This window comes from Micromonospora sp. WMMB235, assembly GCF_001855515.1.
Lineage (GTDB): Bacteria > Actinomycetota > Actinomycetes > Mycobacteriales > Micromonosporaceae > Micromonospora > Micromonospora aurantiaca.
Map to the genome: position 1 here is coordinate 978,705 of NZ_MDRX01000001.1, position 23,879 is coordinate 1,002,583.

General features: G+C 72.5%; 26 protein-coding genes and 1 riboswitch. Of the genes, 18 read left to right on the forward strand and 8 right to left on the reverse strand.

The features are described from left to right. The first annotated feature begins 180 nt into the window (after nt 1-180). The 12 genes from BFV98_RS04120 (at nt 181) to BFV98_RS04175 (ending at nt 9,073) form a co-directional block, all read left to right on the forward strand. On the forward strand, nt 181-819 hold the full coding sequence (locus BFV98_RS04120) for a CDP-alcohol phosphatidyltransferase family protein (protein ID WP_013286376.1): 639 nt from the start codon (nt 181-183) through the stop codon (nt 817-819). Next, nucleotides 816-1,781 carry a DUF881 domain-containing protein gene (locus tag BFV98_RS04125; RefSeq protein WP_013286375.1) on the forward strand — a complete coding sequence of 322 codons (966 nt, stop codon included), beginning with the start codon at nt 816-818 and terminating at the stop codon, nt 1,779-1,781. Before BFV98_RS04120 ends, BFV98_RS04125 begins: the two co-directional genes overlap by 4 nt. Beyond that, complete coding sequence (locus BFV98_RS04130) at nt 1,778-2,110, forward strand: small basic family protein (RefSeq protein ID WP_007071104.1); 333 nt, start codon at nt 1,778-1,780, stop codon at nt 2,108-2,110. Before BFV98_RS04125 ends, BFV98_RS04130 begins: the two co-directional genes overlap by 4 nt. Before the next feature lie 10 nt (nt 2,111-2,120). Further along, nucleotides 2,121-3,059, forward strand: coding sequence for a DUF881 domain-containing protein (locus BFV98_RS04135; protein WP_013286374.1), 939 nt, complete (start codon nt 2,121-2,123; stop codon nt 3,057-3,059). 54 nt (nt 3,060-3,113) lie between these two features. Continuing rightward, entirely contained in the window at nt 3,114-3,494 is a 381-nt protein-coding gene (gene gcvH / locus BFV98_RS04140; protein ID WP_013286373.1) for a glycine cleavage system protein GcvH, read from the forward strand. A gap of 216 nt (nt 3,495-3,710) precedes the next feature. After that, on the forward strand, nt 3,711-4,163 hold the full coding sequence (locus BFV98_RS04145; protein WP_007071101.1) for an FHA domain-containing protein: 453 nt from the start codon (nt 3,711-3,713) through the stop codon (nt 4,161-4,163). A gap of 50 nt (nt 4,164-4,213) precedes the next feature. Then, the gene (locus tag BFV98_RS04150) at nt 4,214-4,915 is read left to right on the forward strand and encodes a MerR family transcriptional regulator (protein WP_174361714.1); all 702 of its coding nucleotides are present in this window, start codon (nt 4,214-4,216) and stop codon (nt 4,913-4,915) included. A gap of 211 nt (nt 4,916-5,126) precedes the next feature. Further along, a complete protein-coding gene (locus BFV98_RS04155; RefSeq protein WP_036311069.1) occupies nt 5,127-5,591 on the forward strand; it encodes a bifunctional nuclease family protein in 465 nt (154 codons plus the stop codon). A gap of 216 nt (nt 5,592-5,807) precedes the next feature. Then, nucleotides 5,808-6,401 (forward strand): MerR family transcriptional regulator, encoded by a 594-nt coding sequence (locus tag BFV98_RS04160; protein ID WP_083395227.1) that lies wholly within the window; start codon nt 5,808-5,810, stop codon nt 6,399-6,401. Between the two features lie 436 nt (nt 6,402-6,837). Continuing rightward, on the forward strand, nt 6,838-7,227 hold the full coding sequence (locus tag BFV98_RS04165) for a group 1 truncated hemoglobin (RefSeq protein WP_013286369.1): 390 nt from the start codon (nt 6,838-6,840) through the stop codon (nt 7,225-7,227). A 2-nt stretch (nt 7,228-7,229) separates the two neighbouring features. Next, a complete protein-coding gene (locus BFV98_RS04170; RefSeq protein ID WP_071094985.1) occupies nt 7,230-8,396 on the forward strand; it encodes a globin domain-containing protein in 1,167 nt (388 codons plus the stop codon). After that, nucleotides 8,393-9,073, forward strand: a complete 681-nt coding sequence (locus tag BFV98_RS04175; protein WP_013286367.1) for a DivIVA domain-containing protein — start codon at nt 8,393-8,395, stop codon at nt 9,071-9,073. The genes BFV98_RS04170 and BFV98_RS04175 overlap by 4 nt, the downstream gene beginning before the upstream one ends. Nucleotides 9,074-9,122: 49 nt before the next feature. Here the strand turns inward: BFV98_RS04175 and BFV98_RS04180 are convergent, their stop codons facing one another. Further along, a complete protein-coding gene (locus BFV98_RS04180) occupies nt 9,123-9,779 on the reverse strand; it encodes an NAD(P)H-binding protein (RefSeq protein ID WP_013286366.1) in 657 nt (218 codons plus the stop codon). Between the two features lie 88 nt (nt 9,780-9,867). Here BFV98_RS04180 and BFV98_RS04185 point away from each other — a divergent pair, with 88 nt between their 5' ends. Beyond that, the gene (locus BFV98_RS04185) at nt 9,868-10,710 is read left to right on the forward strand and encodes an NAD-dependent protein deacetylase (protein WP_030272221.1); all 843 of its coding nucleotides are present in this window, start codon (nt 9,868-9,870) and stop codon (nt 10,708-10,710) included. A 57-nt stretch (nt 10,711-10,767) separates the two neighbouring features. Beyond that, nucleotides 10,768-10,858: riboswitch (glycine riboswitch) on the forward strand. 73 nt (nt 10,859-10,931) lie between these two features. Next, complete coding sequence (gene gcvP, locus BFV98_RS04190) at nt 10,932-13,754, forward strand: aminomethyl-transferring glycine dehydrogenase (RefSeq protein WP_071094987.1); 2,823 nt, start codon at nt 10,932-10,934, stop codon at nt 13,752-13,754. Between the two features lie 94 nt (nt 13,755-13,848). Here the strand turns inward: gcvP and BFV98_RS04195 are convergent, their stop codons facing one another. Then, a complete protein-coding gene (locus BFV98_RS04195) occupies nt 13,849-14,049 on the reverse strand; it encodes a DUF5999 family protein (protein ID WP_013286363.1) in 201 nt (66 codons plus the stop codon). Between the two features lie 123 nt (nt 14,050-14,172). On the opposite strand from BFV98_RS04195, the gene BFV98_RS04200 reads away from it, so the two are divergent. Continuing rightward, complete coding sequence (locus tag BFV98_RS04200; RefSeq protein ID WP_071094989.1) at nt 14,173-15,366, forward strand: chorismate-binding protein; 1,194 nt, start codon at nt 14,173-14,175, stop codon at nt 15,364-15,366. A gap of 140 nt (nt 15,367-15,506) precedes the next feature. Here BFV98_RS04200 and pip read toward each other — a convergent pair whose 3' ends face one another. After that, on the reverse strand, nt 15,507-16,457 hold the full coding sequence (gene pip / locus BFV98_RS04205) for a prolyl aminopeptidase (protein ID WP_071094990.1): 951 nt from the start codon (nt 16,455-16,457) through the stop codon (nt 15,507-15,509). Nucleotides 16,458-16,556: 99 nt separating this feature from the next. Here pip and def point away from each other — a divergent pair, with 99 nt between their 5' ends. Next, the gene (gene def / locus BFV98_RS04210; RefSeq protein WP_030272226.1) at nt 16,557-17,066 is read left to right on the forward strand and encodes a peptide deformylase; all 510 of its coding nucleotides are present in this window, start codon (nt 16,557-16,559) and stop codon (nt 17,064-17,066) included. Here the strand turns inward: def and BFV98_RS04215 are convergent. Both BFV98_RS04215 and BFV98_RS04220 read right to left on the reverse strand, forming a co-directional pair. Further along, entirely contained in the window at nt 17,046-17,849 is an 804-nt protein-coding gene (locus tag BFV98_RS04215; protein WP_071094992.1) for a GNAT family N-acetyltransferase, read from the reverse strand. The two genes, def and BFV98_RS04215, sit on opposite strands and share 21 nt — an antisense overlap. Beyond that, nucleotides 17,834-18,607 carry a TSUP family transporter gene (locus BFV98_RS04220; RefSeq protein WP_176921673.1) on the reverse strand — a complete coding sequence of 258 codons (774 nt, stop codon included), beginning with the start codon at nt 18,605-18,607 and terminating at the stop codon, nt 17,834-17,836. Before BFV98_RS04220 ends, BFV98_RS04215 begins: the two co-directional genes overlap by 16 nt. Before the next feature lie 174 nt (nt 18,608-18,781). Between BFV98_RS04220 and BFV98_RS04225 the strand changes: the two genes are divergently transcribed. Next, entirely contained in the window at nt 18,782-19,561 is a 780-nt protein-coding gene (locus tag BFV98_RS04225) for an endonuclease/exonuclease/phosphatase family protein (RefSeq protein ID WP_013476774.1), read from the forward strand. A 4-nt stretch (nt 19,562-19,565) separates the two neighbouring features. On the opposite strand, the gene BFV98_RS04230 is transcribed toward BFV98_RS04225, so the two are convergent. Both BFV98_RS04230 and BFV98_RS04235 read right to left on the reverse strand, forming a co-directional pair. Next, nucleotides 19,566-20,432: a bifunctional 5,10-methylenetetrahydrofolate dehydrogenase/5,10-methenyltetrahydrofolate cyclohydrolase gene (locus tag BFV98_RS04230; protein WP_030272232.1), complete on the reverse strand. Its 867-nt coding sequence runs from the start codon at nt 20,430-20,432 to the stop codon at nt 19,566-19,568. 93 nt (nt 20,433-20,525) lie between these two features. Further along, nucleotides 20,526-21,545 carry a hypothetical protein gene (locus BFV98_RS04235; protein ID WP_071094996.1) on the reverse strand — a complete coding sequence of 340 codons (1,020 nt, stop codon included), beginning with the start codon at nt 21,543-21,545 and terminating at the stop codon, nt 20,526-20,528. A gap of 103 nt (nt 21,546-21,648) precedes the next feature. Between BFV98_RS04235 and BFV98_RS04240 the strand changes: the two genes are divergently transcribed. Beyond that, on the forward strand, nt 21,649-22,677 hold the full coding sequence (locus tag BFV98_RS04240; RefSeq protein ID WP_232236708.1) for a beta family protein: 1,029 nt from the start codon (nt 21,649-21,651) through the stop codon (nt 22,675-22,677). Here the strand turns inward: BFV98_RS04240 and BFV98_RS04245 are convergent. Then, entirely contained in the window at nt 22,667-23,653 is a 987-nt protein-coding gene (locus tag BFV98_RS04245; protein WP_071098742.1) for a tyrosine-type recombinase/integrase, read from the reverse strand. The two genes, BFV98_RS04240 and BFV98_RS04245, sit on opposite strands and share 11 nt — an antisense overlap. Between the last annotated feature and the right edge of the window lie 226 nt (nt 23,654-23,879).

A 23,879-nucleotide genomic window follows, 5' to 3' on the forward strand; every position in this document is an offset into this window, starting at 1 on the left:
CGAGCCCGATATAGTGGCAGCGCAACTGGGCGGCCCGTGATCACCACGAGGGCGGGCCGCGTCGGGGAGGTCCCAGCCCGGGATCACAGAGGGCGCCGGCGTCTGACCGGCCGGCAACGCGCACGTCCCTCCAGCGGCCGTTCATCCGGCTGCCGGACCGTGCTGCGAAGGGAGGGTTCGGTGTCGCGTCGGCCGGCTCCAGCGGAGCAACCGGATTCCGGGACCGCCACGGTCGTGGGAGACCGCGTCCTCACGCTGCCCAACCTGATCAGTTTCGTCCGGCTCGTCGGCGTACCGATCTTCCTCTACCTGTTCCTCGTGGTGCGGGCCGACGTCGCCGCCATCGCGGTGCTCGCCGTGGGCGGCACCAGCGACTGGGTGGACGGCTGGATCGCCCGCCGCCTGGGCCAGGTGAGCCGGCTCGGGGAGCTGCTCGACCCGCTGGCCGACCGCCTCTACATCCTCGCCACGCTGCTCGCGTTCACCGCCCGCGAGGTGGTGCCCTGGCAGTTCACCGGCGCGCTGCTGGCCCGGGAGCTGCTCCTGCTGGTGTCCCTCGGGGTGCTGCGCCGGTACGGCTACGGCCCGCCGCCGGTGCACTACGTGGGCAAGACCGCGACGTTCCTGCTCCTGGCGGCGTTCCCCATCCTGCTGCTGGCCGACGCGGTGCCGGACGCCGGCACCGCCGCAGGCGCGATCGGCTGGGGCCTGGCCTGGTGGGGCCTGGTCCTCTACTGGGTCGCCGGCGCGATGTACGTGGTGCAGGCGAGCCGCCTCGTGCGGGCCATGCGGGCGCGGCGTACGGAGGCGGCGGCATGACGACGCCGTCACGGGACGGGGACAAGGAACGCGACCCGTCGACCCGGGTGTACGCCCCGGACTTCCTGACCGAGCTGTTCCGCAATCCGCTGGACCCGGGGTACGGGGACGCGGCGGCGCGCCGGGCGACGGGCTCCATGTCGCGGCTGCGGGAGGTGCTGGGCCGGCCGGTGAGCCTGGTGGTGCTGGCGCTGATCGGTTTCCTGTTCGCGGTGGCGTACCGGGAGACGGTGGCGGAGGAGCCGAGCCGCGCGACGGCGCGGGCGGGTCTGGTCGCCGAGATCAAGGGGCGGGAGGCGGAGACCGACCGGTTGACCGAGCGCGCCGAGCAGTTGCGTGAGGAGGTCGGCCGGCAGCGGGACGCGGCGTTGAGCGGTTCGCAGGCGTCCCGGTTGCGCACGCTGGAGGCGGGCACCGGCCTGGCCCGGGTGCGGGGGGACGGCGTGGTGGTGCGGCTGGCCGACGCGGCGGCGGACCAGGACGGGGTGACCGGCGGGGACGCGGGCCCGTCCCGGGTGCTGTATTCGGATCTGCAGAAGGTCGCGAACGCGTTGTGGGCGGCGGGCGCCGAGGCGGTGGCGGTGAACGGGCAGCGGTTGACGGCGACGTCGACGATCCGTTCGGCGGGTGAGGCGATCCTGGTGGACTACCGGCCGGTGACGGGCCCGTACGAGGTGCAGGCGATCGGGCCGAGGTCGATGCGGGACCGGTTCGACGAGAGCCGGGCGGCGGCGTTGATGCGTGAGGTGGCGCGGACGACGGGTCTGTCGTTCGGGGTGAAGCGGGTCGACGACCTCACCTTGCCGGCGGCGCCGCAGCCGCGGCTACGCTACGCCGAGCCTCCGGCGAGCCCGGGTCCGAGCGGGAGCGCGCGCCCGTCGGGTTCGGGTGGCGCCGGTTCGTCGAGTCCCGGGTCGTCCGGCCCGGGTGGTTCTTCCAGCCCTTCGGGAGGTGGCCGATGATCGCGGTGCTGGCGTTGCTCGCCGGTGTGGTGCTCGGGGTGTATCTGGACCCCACGGTGCCGGCGGCGTTGCAGCCGTATCTGCCGATCGCTGTGGTGGCCGCGTTGGACGCGGTGTTCGGTGGGGTGCGGGCGAAGCTGGACCGGATCTTCGACGACAAGCAGTTCGTGGTGTCGTTCATCTCGAACGTGCTGGTGGCGGGTCTGATCGTGTACCTGGGTGACCAGTTGGGCGTGGGCGGTCAGTTGTCGACCGGTGTGGTGGTCGTGCTCGGGGTGCGCATCTTCGGAAATGTGGCGGCGATCCGCCGGCACCTGTTCCGGGCGTAGGTTTGTGGCGATGAGCGAGGAACACAGGGAGACGGGTACCGGGTGGCCGCGGCCGGGGGAGCCGGCGCGGCCGTCGGGTCCGGCGGGTGAGCCGGATCCGCGCCCGGACGCGCCCGATCCGGACGAGTTGAGCCCGTTGGCGCCGGTGGAGCCGGTGCCGGACGAGGCAGCGGAGCCCGCGGAGCGGGAGGCGGTGCCGGAGTCCGAGCCGGAGCCGGGTGCGGCGGCCGGTGCCGGTGCGCCGTCGGCGGCGCGGCGGTTCTCGTCGGCGGGCGCGATGATCGCGGTGTTGCTGGCGTTGCTGGGTTTCACGCTGGTGGTGCAGTTCAAGACGACGTCGACGGATCCGACGCTCGCGGCGACGCGGGAGGAGGACCTGGTGCGGATCTCGTCGGATCTGGATTCGCGGGAGCGGCGGCTGCGCCAGGAGATCGAGTTGCTGGAGGAGAGCCAGCGGCAGCTGCGGTCGGGTGAGCAGGGCCGGCAGGCGGCGCTGGAGGAGGCGACGCGGCGGGCGGACGAGCTGGGCATCCTGGCGGGTACGTTGCCGGCGGTGGGTCCGGGTCTTGAGGTGCGGTTCTCGGGGCCGGCGAAGGCTGTGTCGTCGACGCGGATCCTGGACGCGGTGCAGGAGCTGCGGGGTGCGGGCGCGGAGGCGATGCAGATCCAGGGCACGGACGGTACGGCGGCGCGGATCATCGCGTCGACGTATTTCGTGGACGGGCCCGACGGTGCGCTGGTGGTGGACGGGCGGCGGTTGACGGGTCCGTTCACGATCATGGTGATCGGTGATCCGGCGACGATGCGTACGGCGTTGAACATTCCCGGCGGGGTGGTCGCATCGGTGCGGGACGGCGGCGGTAACGTGACCTCCGAGGATCGTGAGGTTGTGGAGGTTTCGCAGCTGCACGCGCCGATCAAGCTGGACCACGCCCGGCCGGTCTCGTGACCGGTCGCGGCCGCGCCGGTTTCTCCGGTGCACCGATGACGAAGGACGCAGTTGGTGATTCCTGAGGATCTGCGGTACACCGCCGAGCACGAGTGGGTGGTCGGTGGTGACGGTGGTGTCGTCCGCGTCGGTATCACGCACTTCGCGCAGGACGCCCTGGGTGACATCGTGTTCGTTCAGCTGCCGGAGCCGGGTGCGGTGGTGGCGGCGGGTGAGTCGCTGGGCGAGATCGAGTCGACGAAGAGCGTGTCGGAGATCTACGCGCCGTTGAGCGGCACGGTGGCGGCGCGCAACGAGGCGTTGGCCGACACCCCTGAGGTGATCAACACGGATCCGTACGGTGCGGGGTGGTTGGTGGAGATCACTCCGGACGATCCGGCGGCGGTCGAGGGTCTGCTGACCGCCGATGCGTACCGCGAGCTCACCGAGAGCTGAGTTCGTGCTGTTCCGGGCGGCGGCGAGGTTCCGCGCGTCCGGTTGCCCTGCATTTCGGCGCTGGCTAGGCTCGCCCAGTCGACCGAGAACCAATAGTTTGAGCGTTGCGGAATGCGCCTTCCCGGGCACGGGGAGCCAGCCGCCGGGTGTGGTGTTGCCCGGCGGCCAGACCCGCCATTCCCTGACGCCGACCGAACAGATCCGTGAGGTGGTCCCATGACGCGCCCAGACGACGAGTTCCCCCCGCTCGACGTCACTTCGACGCTCAATCTCGGCTCGCTCGACGAAGTGCTGGAGGGCCCGGACACCGATGTGGTGCCGAGCCGGATGTCCGGCTCGTTGCCGCCGGGTATGGCGTTGCTGGTGGTTCGCCGGGGTCCGAATGCGGGTGCCCGGTTCCTGTTGGACCACGATGTGACGACGAGTGGGCGGCACCCGGACAGTGACATCTTCCTGGACGACGTGACGGTGTCGCGTCGGCACGCGGAGTTCCACCGTGACGGTGGGACGTTCACGGTGCGGGATGTGGGCAGCCTGAACGGCACGTATGTGAATCGTGAGCGGGTCGAGGCGGCGACGCTGAGCAACGGTGACGAGGTGCAGATCGGCAAGTTCCGGGTGGTGTTCATCGCCGGTCCGCGCCCGGAGGAGGAGGCCGGCCGGGGGTGAACGAGCCTGCGGCTTCGACGCCGTCCGGGGCGGCGCGGGCGCCTGCGCTGATGAGTATCGGCGAGGTGCTGGCGCAGTTGCGGCCGGAGTTTCCGGACGTCACGATCTCGAAGTTGCGGTTCCTGGAGGCCGAGGGCCTGGTGGAGCCGCAGCGGACGCCGGCGGGTTATCGGAAGTACGGCTGGGACGATGTGGCGCGGTTGCGGTTCGTGTTGACCGCGCAGCGGGATCAGTACCTGCCGTTGCGGGTGATCCGGGAGCAGTTGGCCCAGTGGGACGGGTCTGGTCCGTCGCCGGGGCGGGGGCGGCCGAATCTGGTGGCTGTGGGTCCGGGTGGTGAGGTTCCGGGCCGGGAGCCGGTGGAGTCGGTCGAGTCGTCGGAGGTGCGGCTGGACCGGGCGGGTCTGATCGCTCGTAGTGGTGTGGACGAGTCGACGCTCGCGGAGTTGGAGCGGCTGGGTGTGCTGGTGTCGGATCCGCCGGGGTGGTACGACGCGGACGCGTTGATCATCGCGAGTGCGGTGGCGGGTCTGGCGGCGTACGGGCTGGAGCCTCGGCATCTGCGGGCGTACCGGTCGGCGGCGGATCGTGAGGTCGGGTTGTTCGCGCAGTTGGTGGCGCCGTTGGCGCGGCAGAGCGATCCGGCGGCGCGGGCCCGGGCGGCGGAGACGGCGCGGGAGTTGCTGGCGTTGTCGCAGCGGTTGCACGCGGCGTTGGTGCGGGTGGGGCTGCGGTCGACGTTGGGCCGGTGAGGTCGGTGCGAGGGGCCGGGTGCGGTGTGCGCCCGGCCCCTCGTCGTGGGTGGGCGCGGAAAGATCTGGTCGGCGGAGCGTGTCGTAGGCTTGCCGGGGTATGCCCGTCCGGCGAGGCGTGGTGCACGTAGCGCGTGGGACTCCCGTGTCCTGGTCCGTGTACCGTGCAGGGAAGGGCGCGGTGCATGGTGACGACGACACGGAGGCGGCGGTGCGCGAGCTGAGCGTGGTCGGAGTTCGGGTGGAGTTGCCGAGCAACCAGCCGATCGTCCTGCTGCGGGAGGTCGAGGGGGACCGCTATCTGCCGATCTGGATCGGCGCGGTCGAGGCGACGGCGATCGCTTATGAGCAGCAGGGGGTCAAGCCGGCCCGGCCGTTGACGCACGATCTTCTGCGGGATGTGCTGACGGCGTTGCAGGCGCCGTTGCGTGCGGTGGAGATCACCGAGTTGAAGGAGAACGTGTTCTACGCGGATCTGCTCCTCGGTGACGGTGTGCGGGTGTCGGCGCGGCCGAGTGACTCCATCGCGTTGGCGTTGCGGGTGGGTGCTCCGATTCGTTGTGCGGAGCAGGTCCTCAGTGAGGCGGGGATCGTGATCCCGGACGAGCAGGAGGACGAGGTGGAGAAGTTCCGGGAGTTCCTGGAGCAGGTGCGTCCGGAGGACTTCGCGGGTTGAGGTGTCCCGGCCGGGTGGCCGGGGTCGGCGCGGCGGTGGTTGTCACGGCAGGTGGCGGCCGGCCGCCGTGTGTTTTTGTTGCCGGGTGGTGGCGCGGCGTGTCGCGGTGTCTTCTGCGGGTGAAGTCCGGGGGGCGGCGTTAGGGTTGCCGTGTCGAGGGGTGCGCGTACGGGGAGTCGGCGCGGCACCGCCACGGGCGCGGGGAGGTTGGTCCGGATGCACGAGCCACGGGATCCTGGTCCGGGTGCGGAACAGCAGGCGGGTGTGGGGGCCGATCCGGCCGGTGACGGCGAGGTCGGCTACCGGGGTGTGACCGCGTGTTCGGCGGTGGGGATCAGTTACCGGCAGTTGGACTACTGGGCGCGTACGGCGCTGGTGGTACCGAGTGTCCGCGACGCGTCTGGTTCGGGGACGTCGCGGTTGTACTCGTTCCGCGACCTGGTGGTGTTGAAGGTCGTGAAGCGGCTGCTGGACGCCGGGGTTTCGTTGCAGAACATCCGCAAGGCGATCGAGGCGTTGCGGTCGCGTGGGGTGGACGATCTGGCGGGCATCACGTTGATCTCCGACGGGACGACCGTGTACGAGTGCCGGTCGCCGGAGGAGGTGGTCGACCTGTTGCAGGGCGGCCAGGGGGTGTTCGGCATCGCGATCGGTGGCGCGTTCAAGGAGATCCAGGGTTCGTTGTCGCATCTGCCGGCGGAGCCGGTGGGTGGGCAGGAGCCGGCCGTGCCGGCGGTGGAGCCGGAGTCGGACTCGGAGTCGGTGGGTGACGAGCTGGCGGCGCGCCGGGCGCGGCGCCGGGCCGGGTGACCTGCGTCGCGTCTCGTTGACGGGATCGCGCCGCGCCCGAAAAAGGGTGTGGCGCGATTCGTGTTTTGGTGACGGGGTGTGGTCCTCGCCTGTGGGCTGAGGTGATCGGACGGTGTGGACCGGGCCGGGTGAGGGTCGGCGCAGGTCACGGCACGTGTGCGCGTGATGTCCGAAAAGGACGGTACGTCGTGCGTGTTGACAGTCTGTGTGTGACCGGCTGCGGTGCGTCCACCGGCTCGGGTCGCGTTGTTGACTGTCCGTGATTGACAGTTCTCGGGATCAGGACAGGGTCGGCGTGAAGTGTCGTTGCGGGCGCGCTATGGTCCGTTCCGGTCGTCGGCGTGTCGAGGTCACGGCGGAACGCTGTGTGACGCCGCGCCGGACGGCGAGCCCCTGCCGCGGCGCTGCCCGCGGACCCCTTGTGGAAGGACCGAGCATGACGGTGACGAGCGAGACCACCCCGATCTCCCACTACGAGCGCATCGGCGGCGCGGCCGCGGTGAAGGCCGCGGTGGAGCTGTTCTACGACAAGGTGCTGGCCGATCCGGATCTGGCCGGCTACTTCGCCGACGTGGACATGGTGGAGCAGCGGCGGCACCTGGCGCTGATGCTGGCGGTCGTGCTCGGCGGTCCCAACGAGTACGCGGGCCGTGGCCTGGAGGAGGCGCACCAGCCGCTGAACATCACCGGTGAGCACTACGCGAAGGTCGGTGAGCATCTGACCGCGACGCTGGTGGAGCTGGGCGTGCCCGCGGACGTGATCGCCGACGTGCAGGTCGTGCTCGGGCAGGTGCGGGAGCAGGTCGTGTCGGCGGGGGACGCCTGAGCGTGGACGTCGCACGGCTCAAGCAGAGCTGGTCCCTGGTCGCCGCGCACGGCGACCAGGTGCCGCTCTACTTCTATTCGACGCTGTTCCTGGCGCATCCGGAGACCCGGCAGATGTTCCCCACGAACATGGCCGGGCAGCGGGACCGTCTGGTGGCCGCGCTGGGGCATGTGGTGTCCCACGTGGACCAGGTGGACCGGCTGGTCGGGTTCCTGCGGGACCTCGGCGCGGATCACCGGAAGTTCGCGGTGCGCGCCGAGCACTACCCGGCGGTCGGTGAGGCGCTGCTGGCGACGTTGCGGCACTTCTGCGGTGAGGCGTGGACCGAGGAGCTGGCGGCCGACTGGGCCGCCGCGTACGGGCTCGTCGCGCAGGTGATGACCGAGGGTGCGCAGGCCGCGGAGTCGAAGTCGCCGCCGTGGTGGGTGGCGGAGGTGCTGACCCACGAGCAGCGCACGTTCGACGTGGCGGTGCTGACCGTACGCCCGCAGTATCTGTTGCCGTTCACGCCCGGCCAGTCGATCGGGGTGTCGCATCCGGCGGTGCGGTCGTGGCGGTACTACTCGCCGGCGAACGCGCCGCGTCCGGACGGCACGGTGGAGCTGCACGTGCGGGCCGCGCCGGGTGGTGTGGTGTCGTCGCGTCTGGTGTACGGGTGCGCGGCCGGTGACCAGATCCACCTGGCGTCGCCGGTGGGCGACCGGTTGACGTTGTGGCAGGCCGGGTCGTCGGATCTGCTGCTGCTGGCCGGTGGGACCGGCTGGGCGCCGGTGAAGGCGCTGGTGGAGCAGGTTGCGGCGGAGGGTTCGGGCCGGCGGGTGGACCTGTACGTGGGTGCCCGTTCGCGGACGGAGTTCTACGACAGCGAGGCGATCGACAAGCTGGCGGCGACGCATCCGTGGCTGCGGGTGTCGTACGTGGCCGGTGCGGATCCGGCCCGGCCGGGCGAGTCGGTGCGCATCGCCGACCGGGTGCTGGCCGACGGGGACTGGCGGTCGCGGCACGTGTACGTGTGCGGCTCGGACGAGATGGTGGGTCATTCGGTGGCGGCGTTGACCGGTGCCGGGTTCCAGCCGGGCCAGGTGCACCACGAGGGTTACGGCAAGCACTGGTACGGCCCGGCGTGGCGGACGATGACGGGGGCTGACGAGTCGGAGGTGAGCCGGTGAGCGCGGGTCCGATCAGCAGTTACGACGCGCAGCAGGTGTCCGGTCCGGTGCAGGTGCGGTTGACCTCGGACCGGGTCCGGCGGTGGGAGTTCGGGTCGGCGGCGTTCACGCGGCGCGGCTACGACCAGACCGATGTGGACCGGTTCCGGTTGCAGGTGGCCGACGAGCTGGATCTGCTGGCGGCGCAGGTGGCGAACCTGCGGGCGGAGAACGAGCGGCTCAACGACCATCTGGAGCTGCACCGGCACGGGGTGATCCCGAGCACGGAGGCGGCGGTGGCGCCGGCGGCGAAGGAGGTCAACCTGTTGTCGGCGGCGCAGCGGGAGGCCGAGCAGATCATCGCGCAGGCCCACGACTATGCCCGCCGGGTCGCCGAGTACGCCCGTACCCAGTACGAGAGTTACATGCGGGCGGCGGCGGAGGAGGCGAAGCGGGAGGCCGAGCGGGCGGTGACGGAGTACCGCAGTACCGCGGGGAGCGGCTTCGACGACTCGGTGGCGACGCGGGAGGCGTTGCGGATCTTCGGCGAGATGATGATCTCGCACATGCAGGCGGCGGCCCGGCACCTCGACGACGGCAGTGAGCAGTTGTCGCGCACGATGGAGCGGATCGCCCGGGAGTTGCCGCAGGGCGGCGGGACCGCGCCGCAGCCGGCGTTGTCGCGGCACCAGCGTTGAGCGGCGTCCCGGCCCGTGGTCACGGCGGGCCGGGACGCGCCGGCGGGTGTCAGGCGGCGACGGCTGCGATCGCGTCGGCGATGGGGGTGTCTCCGCCGACGAGTTCCAGGGTGTGCCCGGCGGTGGCCGGGGCGTACAGCAGGGCGAGCAGCACCCGGGCCACGTCGGCGCGGCTGATCGCGCCGGCTTCGACGTGCCGGGCCAGGGTGATGCGGCCTGCGGGTTCGTCGTCGGTGAGGCGGCCGGGCCGCAGCACCGTCACGTCGAGGTCCCGCGCGGCGACGTCGTCCTCGGCGGCCTTCTTGGCCCGCAGGTACGCCGCCCACACGTCGTCGGTGCCCTCGGCGGGGGCGGTGTCCACGCCCATGGAGGAGACCAGCAGGTAGCGGCGTACCCCGGCTCGTACGGCGGCGTCGGCGAGCAGCACGGCGGCGCCGCGGTCGACGGTGTCCTTGCGGGCGGCGCCGCTGCCGGGTCCGGCGCCGGCGGCGAACACGACAGCGTCGGCGCCGGCCAGGTGGGCGGCGAGGGTGTCGACGTCGGTGTGTTCCAGGTCACACACGACGGGTTCGGCGCCGGCGGCGCGCAGCGCGGCGGCGTGGTCGGGGTTGCGGATCAGTCCGAGCGCGGTGTCTCCGCGTCCGGCCAGTTCCCGCTCCAGCAGTTTGGCGATCTTTCCGTGCCCTCCGGCGATGACGACGCGCATGGGCTCAACCTAGCCCGCCTGGCCGCACCCCGCCGCGCGACCGCCGTACGGGTGGGAGGTGCGGGGTCCGGCGAGGGAGCATGGACGGGTGAGTGAGGCGTTCGAGGAGTTGACGCGGCTGGTGGCCGCCGGTGACGTGGTGGTGCTCAGCGGCGCGGGCCTGTCCACCGAGTCGGGCATTCCGGACTACCGGGGGCCCAGTGGCGCGGCGCGCCGGCACACCCCGATGACGTACCAGGAGTTCACCCGGGATCCGCTGGCCCGGCGGCGGTACTGGGCGCGCAGCCACCTGGGCTGGCAGACCATCGCCCGGGCGGCGCCCAACGACGGGCACCGGGCGGTGGCCCGGCTGCAGGACGCCGGGCTGCTCGGCGGGATCATCACCCAGAACGTCGACGGGCTGCACACCGCCGCCGGCGCCACCGGCGTGATCGAGCTGCACGGCCGCCTCGACGAGGTGACGTGCCTGGACTGCGGTAACGCCACCGGCCGCGACGAGCTGCACCGGCGGCTGTCCGAGGCGAACCCGGGCTTCGACGCGCGGGTGGCGCGCGTCAACCCCGACGGCGACGTGGACCTGCCCGACGAGGCGGTGACCGGGTTCCGCGCCGTCGACTGCGGGGTCTGCGGCACCGGCATGCTGAAACCGGACGTGGTGTTCTTCGGCGAGACGGTTCCCGCGCCCCGCGTCGCGGACTGTTTCGCGCTCGTCGAGCGGGCCCGGGCGCTGCTGGTGCTCGGGTCGTCGTTGACGGTGATGTCGGGGCGGCGGTTCGTGCTGCGGGCGGCCCGCCACGGCATCCCGGTGGCGATCGTCAACCAGGGCGTCACCCGCGGCGACGGGTACGCGGCACTGCGCCTGGACGCGCCGCTGGGCGCGACGCTGTGCGCGCTGGCCGACCGGGTGGCGGCGGCGCCGGCGCCGGTGTGATCAACCCCCGGGACATGAGCCGGAAACACGCCCGCTGGTAGCGTGGGAAGTGCCGGTACCACCCACGTGGGAGAGACCGTCGATCCGACGGCGCCGAAGGGGCAGATTCTCCCCGGAACCTCTCAGGCAAAAGGACCACGTGGGCAGGCGCTGTGGAGCGCGTCAGCGCGACTCAGGGGGAGGCCGACCCGTCGACCTCGCCCCACCAAGGAGCGCAGCGCATGACCGCAGAGCAGTTCGCCGACCGGCACATCGGCCCCGGCCGCGACGACGAACGCCGGATGCTGGACACCGTCGGTTACGGCTCCGTCGACGAGCTGATGGACGCCGCGATCCCCGAGGTGATCCGCTGGCACGGCACCCTGGACCTGCCCGCCCCGGCCAGTGAGCGGGAGGCTGTCGCCGAGCTGCGCGCCCTCGCGTCGCGCAACACCGTCGCCGTGTCCATGATCGGCCTGGGTTACCACGGCACGCACACCCCGGCGGTGATCCGCCGCAACGTGCTGGAGAACCCCGCCTGGTACACCGCGTACACGCCGTACCAGCCGGAGATCAGCCAGGGCCGGCTGGAGGCGCTGCTGAACTTCCAGACCATGGTCACCGACCTGACCGCCCTGGCCACCGCGAACGCCTCGATGCTCGACGAGGGCACCGCCGCGGCCGAGGCGATGACGCTCGCGCGCCGCGCGTCCAAGAGCAAGAGCCCGGTGTACGTGGTCGACGCCGACGCGTTGCCGCAGACCGTCGCGGTGATCGCCAGCCGCGCCGAGCCGCTCGGCATCGAGGTGCGCGTGGTCGACGTCGAGCGTGACGAGCTGCCGGCGGAGTTCTTCGGCCTGCACCTGCAGTACCCGGGCGCCTCCGGCGCGGTCCGCGACCACCGGGCGCTTGTCGACGCGGCGCACGGCGTGGGCGCGCTGGTGACGGTCGCCGCGGATCTGCTGGCGTTGACGCTGCTGCGCCCGCCGGGCGAGATCGGCGCCGACATCGCCGCCGGCACCACCCAGCGGTTCGGCGTACCGATGGGCTTCGGTGGGCCGCACGCCGGTTACCTGGCGGTGCGCTCAGGCCTGGAGCGGATGCTGCCCGGCCGCCTCGTCGGGGTGTCCCGCGACGCCGACGGCAACCCGGCGTACCGGCTGGCGTTGCAGACCCGTGAGCAGCACATCCGCCGGGAGAAGGCGACCAGCAACATCTGCACCGCCCAGGTGCTCCTCGCGGTGATGGCCGGCATGTACGCCGTCTATCACGGCCCGGACGGGCTGCGCGCCATCGCCCGGCGTACCCACGAGGCGGCGGCGCGGCTCGCGGCCGGGCTGCGCGCCGGGGGCGTGCAGGTCGCGGAGGTCGCGTTCTTCGACACCGTCACCGCGACCGTGCCGGGCCGGGCCGCCGAGGTGGTCGCAGCCGCCGCGGCGCGCAACGTGAACCTGCGGCTGGTCGACGCCGACCGGGTCGGCGTCTCCTGCGACGAGACCACCACGCCCGCGCACCTGCAGGCGGTGTGGGGGGCGTTCGGCGTCGACGGGTTCGACGGCGACACCGACGCGGCCCTGCCGGACGGGCTGGCCCGCACGTCGGACTTCCTCACCCACCCGGTGTTCCACAGCCACCACTCGGAGACGGCGATGCTGCGCTACCTGCGCCGCCTGGCCGACTTCGACTACGCGCTGGACCGCGGCATGATCCCGCTGGGGTCGTGCACGATGAAGCTCAACGCCACCACCGAGATGGAACCGATCACCTGGCCGGAGTTCGCGCACCTGCACCCGTTCGCGCCGGACGAGCAGACCGCCGGGTACCGGGAGCTGATCGCGCAGCTGGAGGGCTGGCTGGCCGAGGTGACCGGCTACGACGCGGTCAGCGTGCAACCGAACGCCGGGTCGCAGGGTGAGCTGGCCGGGCTGCTGGCGATCCGCGGCTACCACCGGGAGCGCGGCGAGGGCCACCGCGACGTGTGCCTGATCCCGTCGTCGGCGCACGGCACGAACGCCGCGTCCGCCGTGATGGCCGGCATGCGGGTCGTGGTGGTCGGCTGCGACGCCGACGGCAACGTCGACCTGGTCGACCTCGACGCGAAGATCGACAAGCACCGGGACGCGCTCGCCGCGATCATGGTGACGTACCCGTCGACGCACGGCGTGTACGAGACCGGCATCGCCCAGCTGTGCGCGAAGGTCCACGACGCCGGCGGTCAGGTGTACGTCGACGGCGCGAACCTCAACGCGCTGGTCGGGTTCGCCAAGCCGGGCCGGTTCGGGGCGGACGTGTCGCACCTGAACCTGCACAAGACGTTCTGCATCCCGCACGGCGGCGGCGGCCCGGGTGTGGGCCCGGTGGCGGTGCGCTCGCACCTGGCGCCGTTCCTGCCCGGCGACCCGCTCGGCGCGCGCGCCGACGGGCGGCCGGCGATCTCGGCGGCGAACCACGGGTCGGCGGGGATCCTGCCGATCCCGTGGGCGTACCTGCGGATGATGGGCGCCGACGGGCTGGCCCGCGCGACCGGCGTGGCGGTCCTGGCGGCGAACTACGTCGCGGCGCGGCTGCGGTCGCATTTCCCGGTGCTGTACGCCGGCAACAAGGGTCTGGTCGCGCACGAGTGCATCCTGGACCTGCGTCCGTTGACCAAGGCCACCGGCGTGACCGTGGACGACGTGGCGAAGCGGCTGATCGACTACGGCTTCCACGCGCCGACGATGTCGTTCCCGGTGGCCGGGACGCTGATGGTGGAGCCGACCGAGAGCGAGGACCTGGCCGAGCTGGACCGCTTCTGCGACGCGATGATCGCGATTCGGGCGGAGATCGACAAGGTCGGCTCGGGGGAGTGGCCGGCGGGGGACAATCCGCTGTCCAACGCGCCGCACACCGCGGCGATGGTGTCGGCCGACGAGTGGCCGCACCCGTACCCGCGGTCGGTGGGCGCCTACCCGGCGGGTGTGGACCGGGCGGGCCGGTACTGGCCTCCGGTGCGGCGCATCGACGGCGCGTACGGCGACCGGAACCTGGTCTGCTCGTGCCCCGCGCCGGAGGCGTTCGAGGACTGAGCGGCTGACGCCGGGGCGGTGGGCTCTCGCCGCCCCGGCCGGTGCGCCGGACGGTCATGACCGGCGCGTACGCTCACTGACGCTGCGTGATCGCTCAGGCGACGAGGGCGTGGCGGGCCGGACCCCGGTGCGGGGCGATGGTGCGCCCGTCGGGGAGCAGCTCACCGGTGTCCTCGAAGACGATGACACCGTTGCAGAGCAGGCTCCAGCCCTGCTCAGGGAAGCAGGCGAGTACGCGGGCGGCCTCGCGGTCGGTCGCGTCGGCGGAGGGGCAGGTGGGCTGGTGCTGACACATCGGGTTCTCCGGACTGTGGGGGCACTGTGTCATGGTTCACATGACCAGTGACGCACAGTACCAAGGAAAACTGAGCGGCAACGAGCAAGGATGCGTCTTGTTCACCCAGAATGGGCTGAACGGATGACCCGTAACGGCCCGGACGTCGTGGAAGCGCTCCCACAGGTGGAGGTCGATGCTCCCGGCGCCCCGCGCGGATGCCGCCGCCGGCTCGTCGAGACCGCCCGGCTGCACTGGTCCGTCGGCGACGGCGGCGACCCCGCCGACCTGGCACAACGCTTCCTCGCCGCACACGGCATCGACCGCGGCGACCTCACCCGGCCCGGCCGCCACGACTCCGGCGCCGGAGTGTGCGGCGCCGCGCTGTACCTGTCCGCCGCCGCCGGCGCGTACACCCTCGGCGTGTCGCCCGGCGCGCCCAGCCCCGCACCGGCGCTGCCCGACCTGGTCGTGGTCGTCTACCACCACACCGACCGCCCCGCGGCGCCCCGGCCGCCGGCCCCGGCCCCGTGGCGGCTCGGACCCTGGCAGGACAGCTGGACCCCGGCCGCGCACGCCGCCGCCGTCGCCGCGGTCCGCGACGCCATCGCCCGCGGCGACGTCTACCAGGTCAACATCGTCGGCCACGCCGCTGCCGGCTACACCGGCGACCCGCTGCCCGCGCTGGCCCGCCTCGCCGCGCTACCCGGCGCCCGCTACGGCGGCACCCTGCACGGCCCCGGCTGGGCACTCGGCTGCGCCTCTCCGGAAACCCTCATCGCCGTCGAACACGGCCGGCTGGTCACCCGCCCCATCAAGGGCACCCGCCCGGCCACCCCCGCCGGACGCCGCGACCTGCTCACCTCGGCCAAGGAACGCGCCGAACACGTCATGATCGTCGACCTGGAACGCAACGACCTGGCCCGCGTCGCCCGCACCGGCTCGGTGCGCGTCGACGAGCTGTTCGCCGTACGCCGCTGGTGTGACCTGTGGCAGGCCGAGTCGACGGTGTCGGCGGCGCCCGCCGACGGCCTCGGCCTGGCCGACCTGCTGCGCGCGGTCTGCCCCGGCGGGTCGGTCACCGGCGCGCCCAAACACGCCGCCCTGGCCCACATCGCCGCACTGGAGCCGGTCGGCCGCGGCGCGAGCATGGGGGCGCTCGGCTGGGTCGGACCCGACCGCCTCGACCTGGGCCTGACCATCCGCACCGCCGCCGCCGACGGGAACCTGCTGCACCTGTGGGCCGGGGGAGGCATCACCTGGGACAGCGACCCCGCCGCCGAGGTCGCCGAGGCCGCCGCCAAGGCCGCCCCGATCCGCGCCCTGCTCGCCGGCTGACGGGTCGCCCGGCGGCCCGGCCTTCCCGCTGCGGCCCGGCCTCTCTCGGCGGCCTGGCTTGTCGCGGCGGCTCCGCGGGCCGGTAGCGGCCGTGCGCGGCGCCTCGGGCTACGCGGGCGGTGGCGGCCGTGCGCGGCGGCTCAGCCGGCGGTGGCGAACTCGTCGAGGGCGGCGACGACCCGCTCGCCGATGCCGTGCCCGCCGCCGTGACCGCCGGACTCCACGATCTCCAGCCGCGCGTCCGGCCAGCCCTGGGTCAGCAGCCACGCGATGTCCGGCGGCCCGCTGACGTCCAGCCGGCCCTGCACCAGCACCCCCGGAATGCCCGCCAGGCGGCCCGCGTCGCGCAGCACCTGCCCGTCCGGCTGGAAACCCCGGTTCGCGAAGTAGTGGGTCACCAGCCGGGCGAACCCGTACCGGAACACCGGATCGTCGAACCGGGGATCCGGCGCGAACCCGCCGGCGAGCGACACGTGCACGTCCTCCCAGTCGCACCAGTCCCGCGCCGCCTGCTCCCGCACCGCCGGGTCCGGGTCGTTCACCAGCCGCGCGTACGCCGCCGACAGGTCACCGTCACGGTCGGCCTCGGGCACCCCGCTACGGAACCGCGCCCACTCCTGCGGGAAGACCCGGCCCATGTCCCGGGTCACCCACTCGATCTCCCGGTTCGTGTTGGCGACCACGCTGAACAGCACCAGCGCGCTGACCCGCCCCGGGTGCCGCTGCGCGTACGCCAGCGCCAGCGACGACCCCCACGACGCGCCGCACAGCAGCCACCTGTCGATCCCCAGATGCGCGCGCAGCAGCTCCATGTCGGCCAGCAGATGCCCGGTGGTGTTCACCGACAGGTCAGTGGACGGATCCGACGCCGGGGGAGTGCTGCGCTCACAGCCACGCTGGTCGAACAACACGATCCGGTACGCGGCCGGATCGAACAGCCGCCGCCACGACGCGCCCGCCCCCGAACCGGGCCCACCGTGCACCACGAGCGCCGGCCGCCCGTCCGGATTGCCGCACGTCTCCCAGTACACGCGCTGCCCGTCCCCGACATCCAGCATCCCGTGCGCGTACGGCTCGATCGGCGGATACATGCGGCGGCCTCCCTGCGACAGTGTCCGCACACCCTACGAGCGTCGCCGCCCCGGCGGGTGCCCCCCGCGCAGCGGTAAGCAACGGATAGCCTTCCGGACATGACTATGCGCCCCATCCGGATCATCGGCGACCCCGTGCTGCGCACCCCCAGCGAACCCGTCACCAGCTTCGACGCCGAACTGCGCGCCCTCGTCACCGACCTGATGGACACGCTGCTCGGCGCACCCGGCCGCGCCGGCGTCGCCGCACCCCAGATCGGCGTCAACGCCCAGGTGTTCGTCTACGACGCCGACGGCCACCGCGGCCACATGATCAACCCCACGCTGGAGGTGTCCGACGAACTCCAGGACGACGAGGAGGGCTGCCTGTCCATCCCCGGCCTGTACTTCCCGACGCCGCGCGCGCTGCACGCCACCGCCCACGGCTACGACCAGCACGGCGAGCCGCTCACCGTCACCGGCAGCGGCTTCCTCGCCCGCGCCCTGCAACACGAGACCGACCACCTGCGCGGACGCCTCTACGTCGACACCCTGCGCGGCGACACCCGCCGCCGGGCCCTGCGCGAGATCCGCGCCGGCCGGTTCGACTCACCCAGCCGCGGCCGCTGACGTCAACGCGCACTCGGTGAACCCGGCCACCCGGGAGAACCCCAGCCGCTCGTACAACCGCACCGCCGCCGCGTTGTCCGCCCGCACGTTCAACGTCACATGATCCACAGACGCGCGCAGCCGGACGCACAACGCCGCCACCACACCCGCACCCAGACCACGACCCCGCACGTCCGGATGCGTCGTCACGTTCCCCAGCGCCGCCACCCGCCAGCGCGGCGAGAACACGTGCACCCCCGCCACCGCCACCAGCCGGCCGTGCTCCCGCACCCCCACGTACTGGCCCGTCTCCAGCATCCGCGCATCGAACCAGTTCCCCGGATACGCCACCGCGTACAACGCGGCCAGCTCCGCCGCGTCCGCCGGCCCCAACGGCTCACCCACCGCCGGCACCGCCGCCAGCCGCCCCGGATCCGTCAACGCCATCCGGTGATGCGCCGCCGCCTCCGACACCACGAACCAGCGGCCCAGCGTCGCCTCCAGACCGGGGGACAGGTGCGCCCACATCCGCGCCGGCAACACCGGCGCCGCCTCCGCCAGCAACCCCGCCAGCTCCGCCACCCGCTCCGGCGCCGCGAACGCCAGCAACGTCGGCAACTCCACCCCGTGATACAGCAACACCACCTGGTCGCCACGCCGGAACCACGACGTGTACGGCCAGAAGAAATCGTCCAGATCACCCAACTGGTACGCGTGCAACACCGGATCCCGGCCCAGCAGACCCGCCAGCACCGCCCGGTCGTGCTCCGCCCGCACCGCCACCGCGATCAGCCCGCCGTCCACTGGTCGTAACCCAACCGGGCCACCAGCGCCAGCACCACCACCAGCAGCACCACCCGCACGAACCCGGCGCCCCGCCGCAACGCCATCCGCGCGCCCACAGCCGCCCCCGCCACGTTGCACACCGCCATCGCCGCGCCCAACGCCCACCACACATGCCCGGTCAACCCGAACACCACAAGCGCGCCCAGGTTCGTGCCCGCGTTCACGACCTTCGCCATCGCCGAGGCATGCACGAAATCCGAACCCAGAATCGCGGTGAACGCCAGCACCAGGAACGTGCCGGTACCCGGCCCGATCAACCCGTCGTACAGAGCGATACCCAGACCGGCCACCGCCACCGCCACCACCACCCGCGCCGGGGTCCGCCGCTGCGGCGACGCCACCACACCAAGCGACGGCCGCGCCAGCACGAACACCGCCACCGCCACCAGCACCACGAGCACCACCGGCCGGTACGCGCTACCCGGCACCGCACCCGCCAACGCCGCACCCAACCCCGCCGTCAACACCGCCAACCCGGCCGCCGGACCCGCCACCGCCCAGTCCAGCTTCGTGCGCCGCGCGTACGTCACCGCCGCCGTCGACGTACCGAAGATCGCCGCCAGCTTGTTCGTGCCCAACGCCGTCGCCACCGGCACACCCGGCGCCGCCACCAGCAACGCCGGCAACAACAACAGACCGCCGCCACCCACCACCGCGTCCACCCACCCCGCCAGAAGGGCAGCGGTCAGCAACGTCGTCAACGACAGGGCATCCACCGACGCATTCTGCCCACGCCGCCACCAGCGACGAGACCACCTGTGGCCAGCCTCACCGCCCCCGGCGACGCCGCAACCACACCCCGACCGACCCCACCGCCACGAACACCAGCATCGAACAGCACAGCAGTTTCAGCACCCGGCAAGACTCCCACGACGACGTAGGGTGTCCAGGTGCGCCTGGCCACCTTCAACCTGCTGCACGGCCGATCCCTCACCGACGGGCTCGTCGACCCCGACCGGCTCACCGCCGCCGTCACCGACCTCGACGCCGACGTCCTCGCCCTCCAGGAAGTCGACCGCGACCAGACCCGCAGCGGCAAACTCGACCTCACCGCCGTGGCCGCCCGCGCCCTGCACGCCGACCACCACCGCTTCGCCGCCGCCGTCGTCGGCACCCCCGGCGAACAGTTCCGCCCCCTCACCCACGACGACGACGGCCACGGCGAACCCCTCTACGGCATCGGCCTCATCAGCCGCCACCCCGTCCGCTCCTGGCAGGTCACCCGGCTGCGCGCCGCCCCCGTCCGCTCACCCATCTACGCACCCGGCCCCGGCGGCGGACTCGTCCTGCTCCGCGACGAACCCCGCGTCGTGCTCGCCGCCGTCCTCGACACCCCCCACGGCCCCCTCACCGTCGCCGCCACCCACCTGTCCTTCGTGCCCGGCTGGAACATCTGGCAACTACGCCGCGTCGTGCGCGTCCTGCGCACCCTGCCCGCACCCCGGATCCTGCTCGGCGACCTCAACCTGCCCGCCGGACCCGCCGCCGCGCTCACCCGCTGGCAGCCCCTCGCGCGGCGCCCCACCTACCCGGCCGGGCAACCCCGCGTCCAGCTCGACCACATCCTCGCCGACCGCCACGGGCTCGACCGGCTGCCGGCCGTCACCGCCGTCCACACCCCGCTGGCGACCATCTCCGACCACCGGCCCCTCGTCGTCGACCTCGGCTGACCGCTCAGCCCAGACCGCTCTGCCGCCGCGCCGCCTCCACCGCGTTACGGAACAACATCGCCACCGTCGTCGGACCCACCCCGCCCACACGCGGCGTGATCGCCCCCGCCACCTCGGCACACGACTCGTCCACGTCCGGCAGCAACCGCCGCCCCTCGTACCGCACCCCACCACCGACCACCACCGCACCCGGACGCACATGCTCCGGCCGCACGATCCCCGGCACCCCCGCCGCCGCGATCAGGATCTCCGCCCGCCGCGTATACCGCGGCCAGTCCGCCACCCCCGTGTGCACCACAGTCACCGCCGCGTTCGCCGTCGGCCGCTTCTGCGCCAGCAACATCGCCAACGGCCGACCCAACGTCGCACCCCGGCCCAGGATCACCACCTCCCGGCCCGCCACCGGCACACCGTGGAACGCCAGCAACGCCTCGATCCCCGCCGGCGTACACGGCAACGGACCCGGCAGCCCCAACGCCAGCCGGCCCATGTTCACCGGATGCATCCCGTCCACGTCCTTGTCCGGATCCAGCTCCGCCAACGCCCGGTCGTAGTCCAGGTGACCCGGGATCGGATACTGCACCAGCACGCCGTGCACCGTCTTGTCCGCGTTGAAATCCGCCAGCACCGCATGCAGATCCGCCTGCGACGCCGACGCCGGCAGATGCACGTGCGGCGACACGAACCCCAGCTCCGCCGCCTGACGCTGCTTGATCCGGATGTAGCCCGCGCTCGCGTCGTCGTCACCCACCAGCACCGTCGCCAGCGCCGGCGTCACCCCCGCCGCACGCAGCTCCGCCACCGACGCGGCGACCTCCGACAACACCTGCTCCGCCACCGGGGCACCCGGCAACAACCGCGCAGAAGACATACGACACCTCGCCCGCGGAGGCCCAGGCGGTCGACCCCCGCGACGAGCTCCCCGATGGTTCACCCATCCCCGTGCCGCCAGTCGCGTTCCCCCTCAGCCTGCCACAGCCTCCACCGCCACCGCATCCACCACCGCCTGCCACCCCGGCAACGCCGCCAGCAAACCGTCCGCCCGCCGCCGCCGATCCGCCGCCGACGCCACCCCCAGATCAGCCAGCACCGCCCCGAACGCCCGCTCCCACTCCGGCGCCACCACGCCCGACACCACATGACACCGCGCCCACGTCACCAGCACCCAGAACATCGCCTCCCGATGCCGGCCCGCCTCGATCAGCTCAGCCGCACCGTCGAACACCACCGGACGCCCCGCCGTACCCAGATCCGCCCCGAACGCGAACCCCTCCCGCGGCAACCGCGACACCTCGTCGAACACCACCGCCAACCCGGCCAGATGCTCCCGCACCCGCGCCGCGTCCACACCCACCCCGCCGCCGTCGAGCGTGTCCAGCAGGCCCGCGTACCGATCCGCGAACCCGAACCGCGACAGCACCCGCTCCGCCCGCACGTACCGCCGCCGCACCGTCGGATCCGCCAGACCCGCCACCGCCGGCCACACCGCCAGCAACGACGTCGGAAACACCCACGCCAGCACCTGCTCCGCCACCGGCGCCGAACCGCCCACCGCCCGCAACCCGGCCTCGACGCGCCGCCGCACCCCCGCGCACCGCTCCCGCACCCACACCGGATCCGCGAACCCCGCCGCCACCCGCTCCCGCACCGCGGCCAGCCGCCCCGACGGATCCGCGATCACCCCATCGGTACGGAACATCGGCGCGAACACCCACGACCCCAGCACGTCCTCCGGGCCACCCAACTCCTCCCACGTGACGGTGCTGACCTCCAGCAGCACCCCCCGGTGCACGAACTTGCCCACCTTCACACCGGGCTCCCGGCGTACCAGCAGCACGTCCACGTCCGACCACACCGGCAGCACCGCGTCGTCCGGCAACCCCACAGTCGACCCGCTGAACAACGCCCCCTCGATCGACGGGTCGACGCGCATCCGCTCCCGCACCCACCCGACAGCCACCGCCCGCGCCGCACCCACCCGCATCCGCCGCCCCCAATCAATATGAACACGCATGGTTGTCGATCGGACACAGAACGTGGACCATCGACGTAAGTGACTGTCGTCGAAATCGTGTGGGGCGATGCGAATGACGGGATACCACCCGATCCTCAAGGGGCGCCAAGCCGAACTCCAGGCCGTCAGCCACGTCCCCGACGAACTCGCACCACACATCCTCCCGATTTTCGACCTGCCACCCTCCAAGCACGGTCCGATCACTGACGCGTGCACCTTCAGTCAACGCGCACAGGACAGCATCCCGCGTGACATGGTCATCGCCGTCGACGTGCGCCACCTCCCCGAGCCCACCACCGGCACCCGCCGACCACTCCGGGACATCGCGGACGACCTGCATCCGTGGGGGATCCCCGCGCTGCCCGTCGCCCACCTGAACGACACCCCCGCACAACTGGCCGACGTCCGTTACTCCGCCGCGCCCTACGGTGGCGTTCTCCGGCTCACCGCCGACCACACCGAACCGGACGACACCGAAACCGACGCACGACTGAGCCACGTCCTATCCGCCACCGAACTGCAACCCGAGAACTGCACCCTCGTCATCGACGTCGCCGAGGTGGCATCCGACCGGCACCTCACGACAGCCGAACCCCTCGTCCGCAAACACCTCGTGTGGGCCGGACGCCACCCCTGGAAGGCGGTCGTCGTCGCCGCCGGAGCGATGCCCGCCACGATCTCCCACGTACCAGCCCACACCGCCATCCCGCTCCGCAGGCGGGACTTCGACCTCTGGCAGCGGCTCAAGGACCACGACATCCAGTTCGCTGACTACGGCGTCACTTACCCCGGCGCCGGCTTCGGACCCCGAGGGCCAGCACCCAACATCCGCTACACCCACCAGGACGCCTGGTGGACCTACCGTGCGCCGCGCGACGGCAAGGGCAGCGGCAACACCGGCATCTACGACATCTGCCAGGCCCTTGTAGCCGCCGACCACTGGCCGCGCACCGGGCGTCACTTCTCCTGGGGCGACGAGCAGATCGCCCTGCGCGCCTCCCGCCACGCCGGCCCCGGCACCGCCACCCAATGGATCGCCTGGGCAACGTCGCACCACCTGTCGTACGTCGCCGACCAGCTCGGCCTGACAGCTATCGCTTGACCAACCCCGACAACGCCCGGTTGGTACGGTTCGCCGCCACCGCCGCCCGCTGCTGACCCGCCGTCACCTCGATGTACGTCTGCGACGACGCCAACGACGCGTGCCCCAGCAACCGCATGATCTCCGCCGCGCTCGCCCCGTCCTCCGCCAACCGCGTCGCGAACGTGTGCCGCAACGCGTGCAACCGCGCACCCCGCGGCACCCGGTCACCGATGCCCGCCCGCCGGTAACACGACTCCACCAGGTACTGCAGCCCACCCCGACGCAACGCCTCACCCTGACGATCCACCAGGAACGGCGAATCCGGCCGCACACTGCGCGACCCGAACCGGAACCGCCGGCTGTCCAGGTAACCCGCCAGCACCCGGTCCACGGCGTCCTCGATCGGCACCGTGCGCGGCCGCCCGCCCTTACCCGCCACGTCCACCCGCCGCTCACCGTCGCGCCCGGCCACCGACGACACCCGCAGCGCCAGCAGTTCCGACAGCCGCAACCCCGCGCACAACGCCAGCGCCAGCACCGCCAGGTCGCGCTCCGGCCACGGATCACGCTGCCGGCCCTCCGCCCGGGCCACCGCCGCCAGCAACTCCTCCGGGGTGTCCTCGCCCCGCAGCGGCTTGGGCCGGGGGAGCGGCGTGCGGGGCCGCCCCACCGCCGGCATCGGATTCCCCGGTACGACACCCTCGGCGACCAGGAACGTGAAGAAGCTGTTCCAGGTCGACCAGGCACGATGGACCGACGCGGCGGCACGGGGAGCGGCGAACCGCGCGAACGCCGCGCGCATCACCTTGGGGGAGAGGGTGCTGACCGGTAGGCGCAGGGGAGAGGCGTCACCGTCCGCCGCCACCAGCTCGGCCACAGTGGTCAGATCCCGCCGGTACGCGGCCAGGGTGTGGGGGGAGGGCTTACGGGTGGCCCGGGCGGTCAGGAACTCCTCAATAAGAGCGCCTACCGTTCCGTCCGGTTTGTCATGCATAAGGGATATTATGCATGATTCTCGCGTTCCCGTCAGGAGGCACATCAGGGGAGCGCGGGCGATCAACGCCATGATCAACTCCATCTCGCCGAGATGGCGGTAATCCCAGTGCTCCGATGCAGCCACATCGGCGAACTGGCGGCGGCTCCGGCGATCATGAGGTTGGCCGGGGAGTGCCGTCTAATTTGTCGCCGCTAACTTCATGATCGGCGGACGGTGGGTGGAG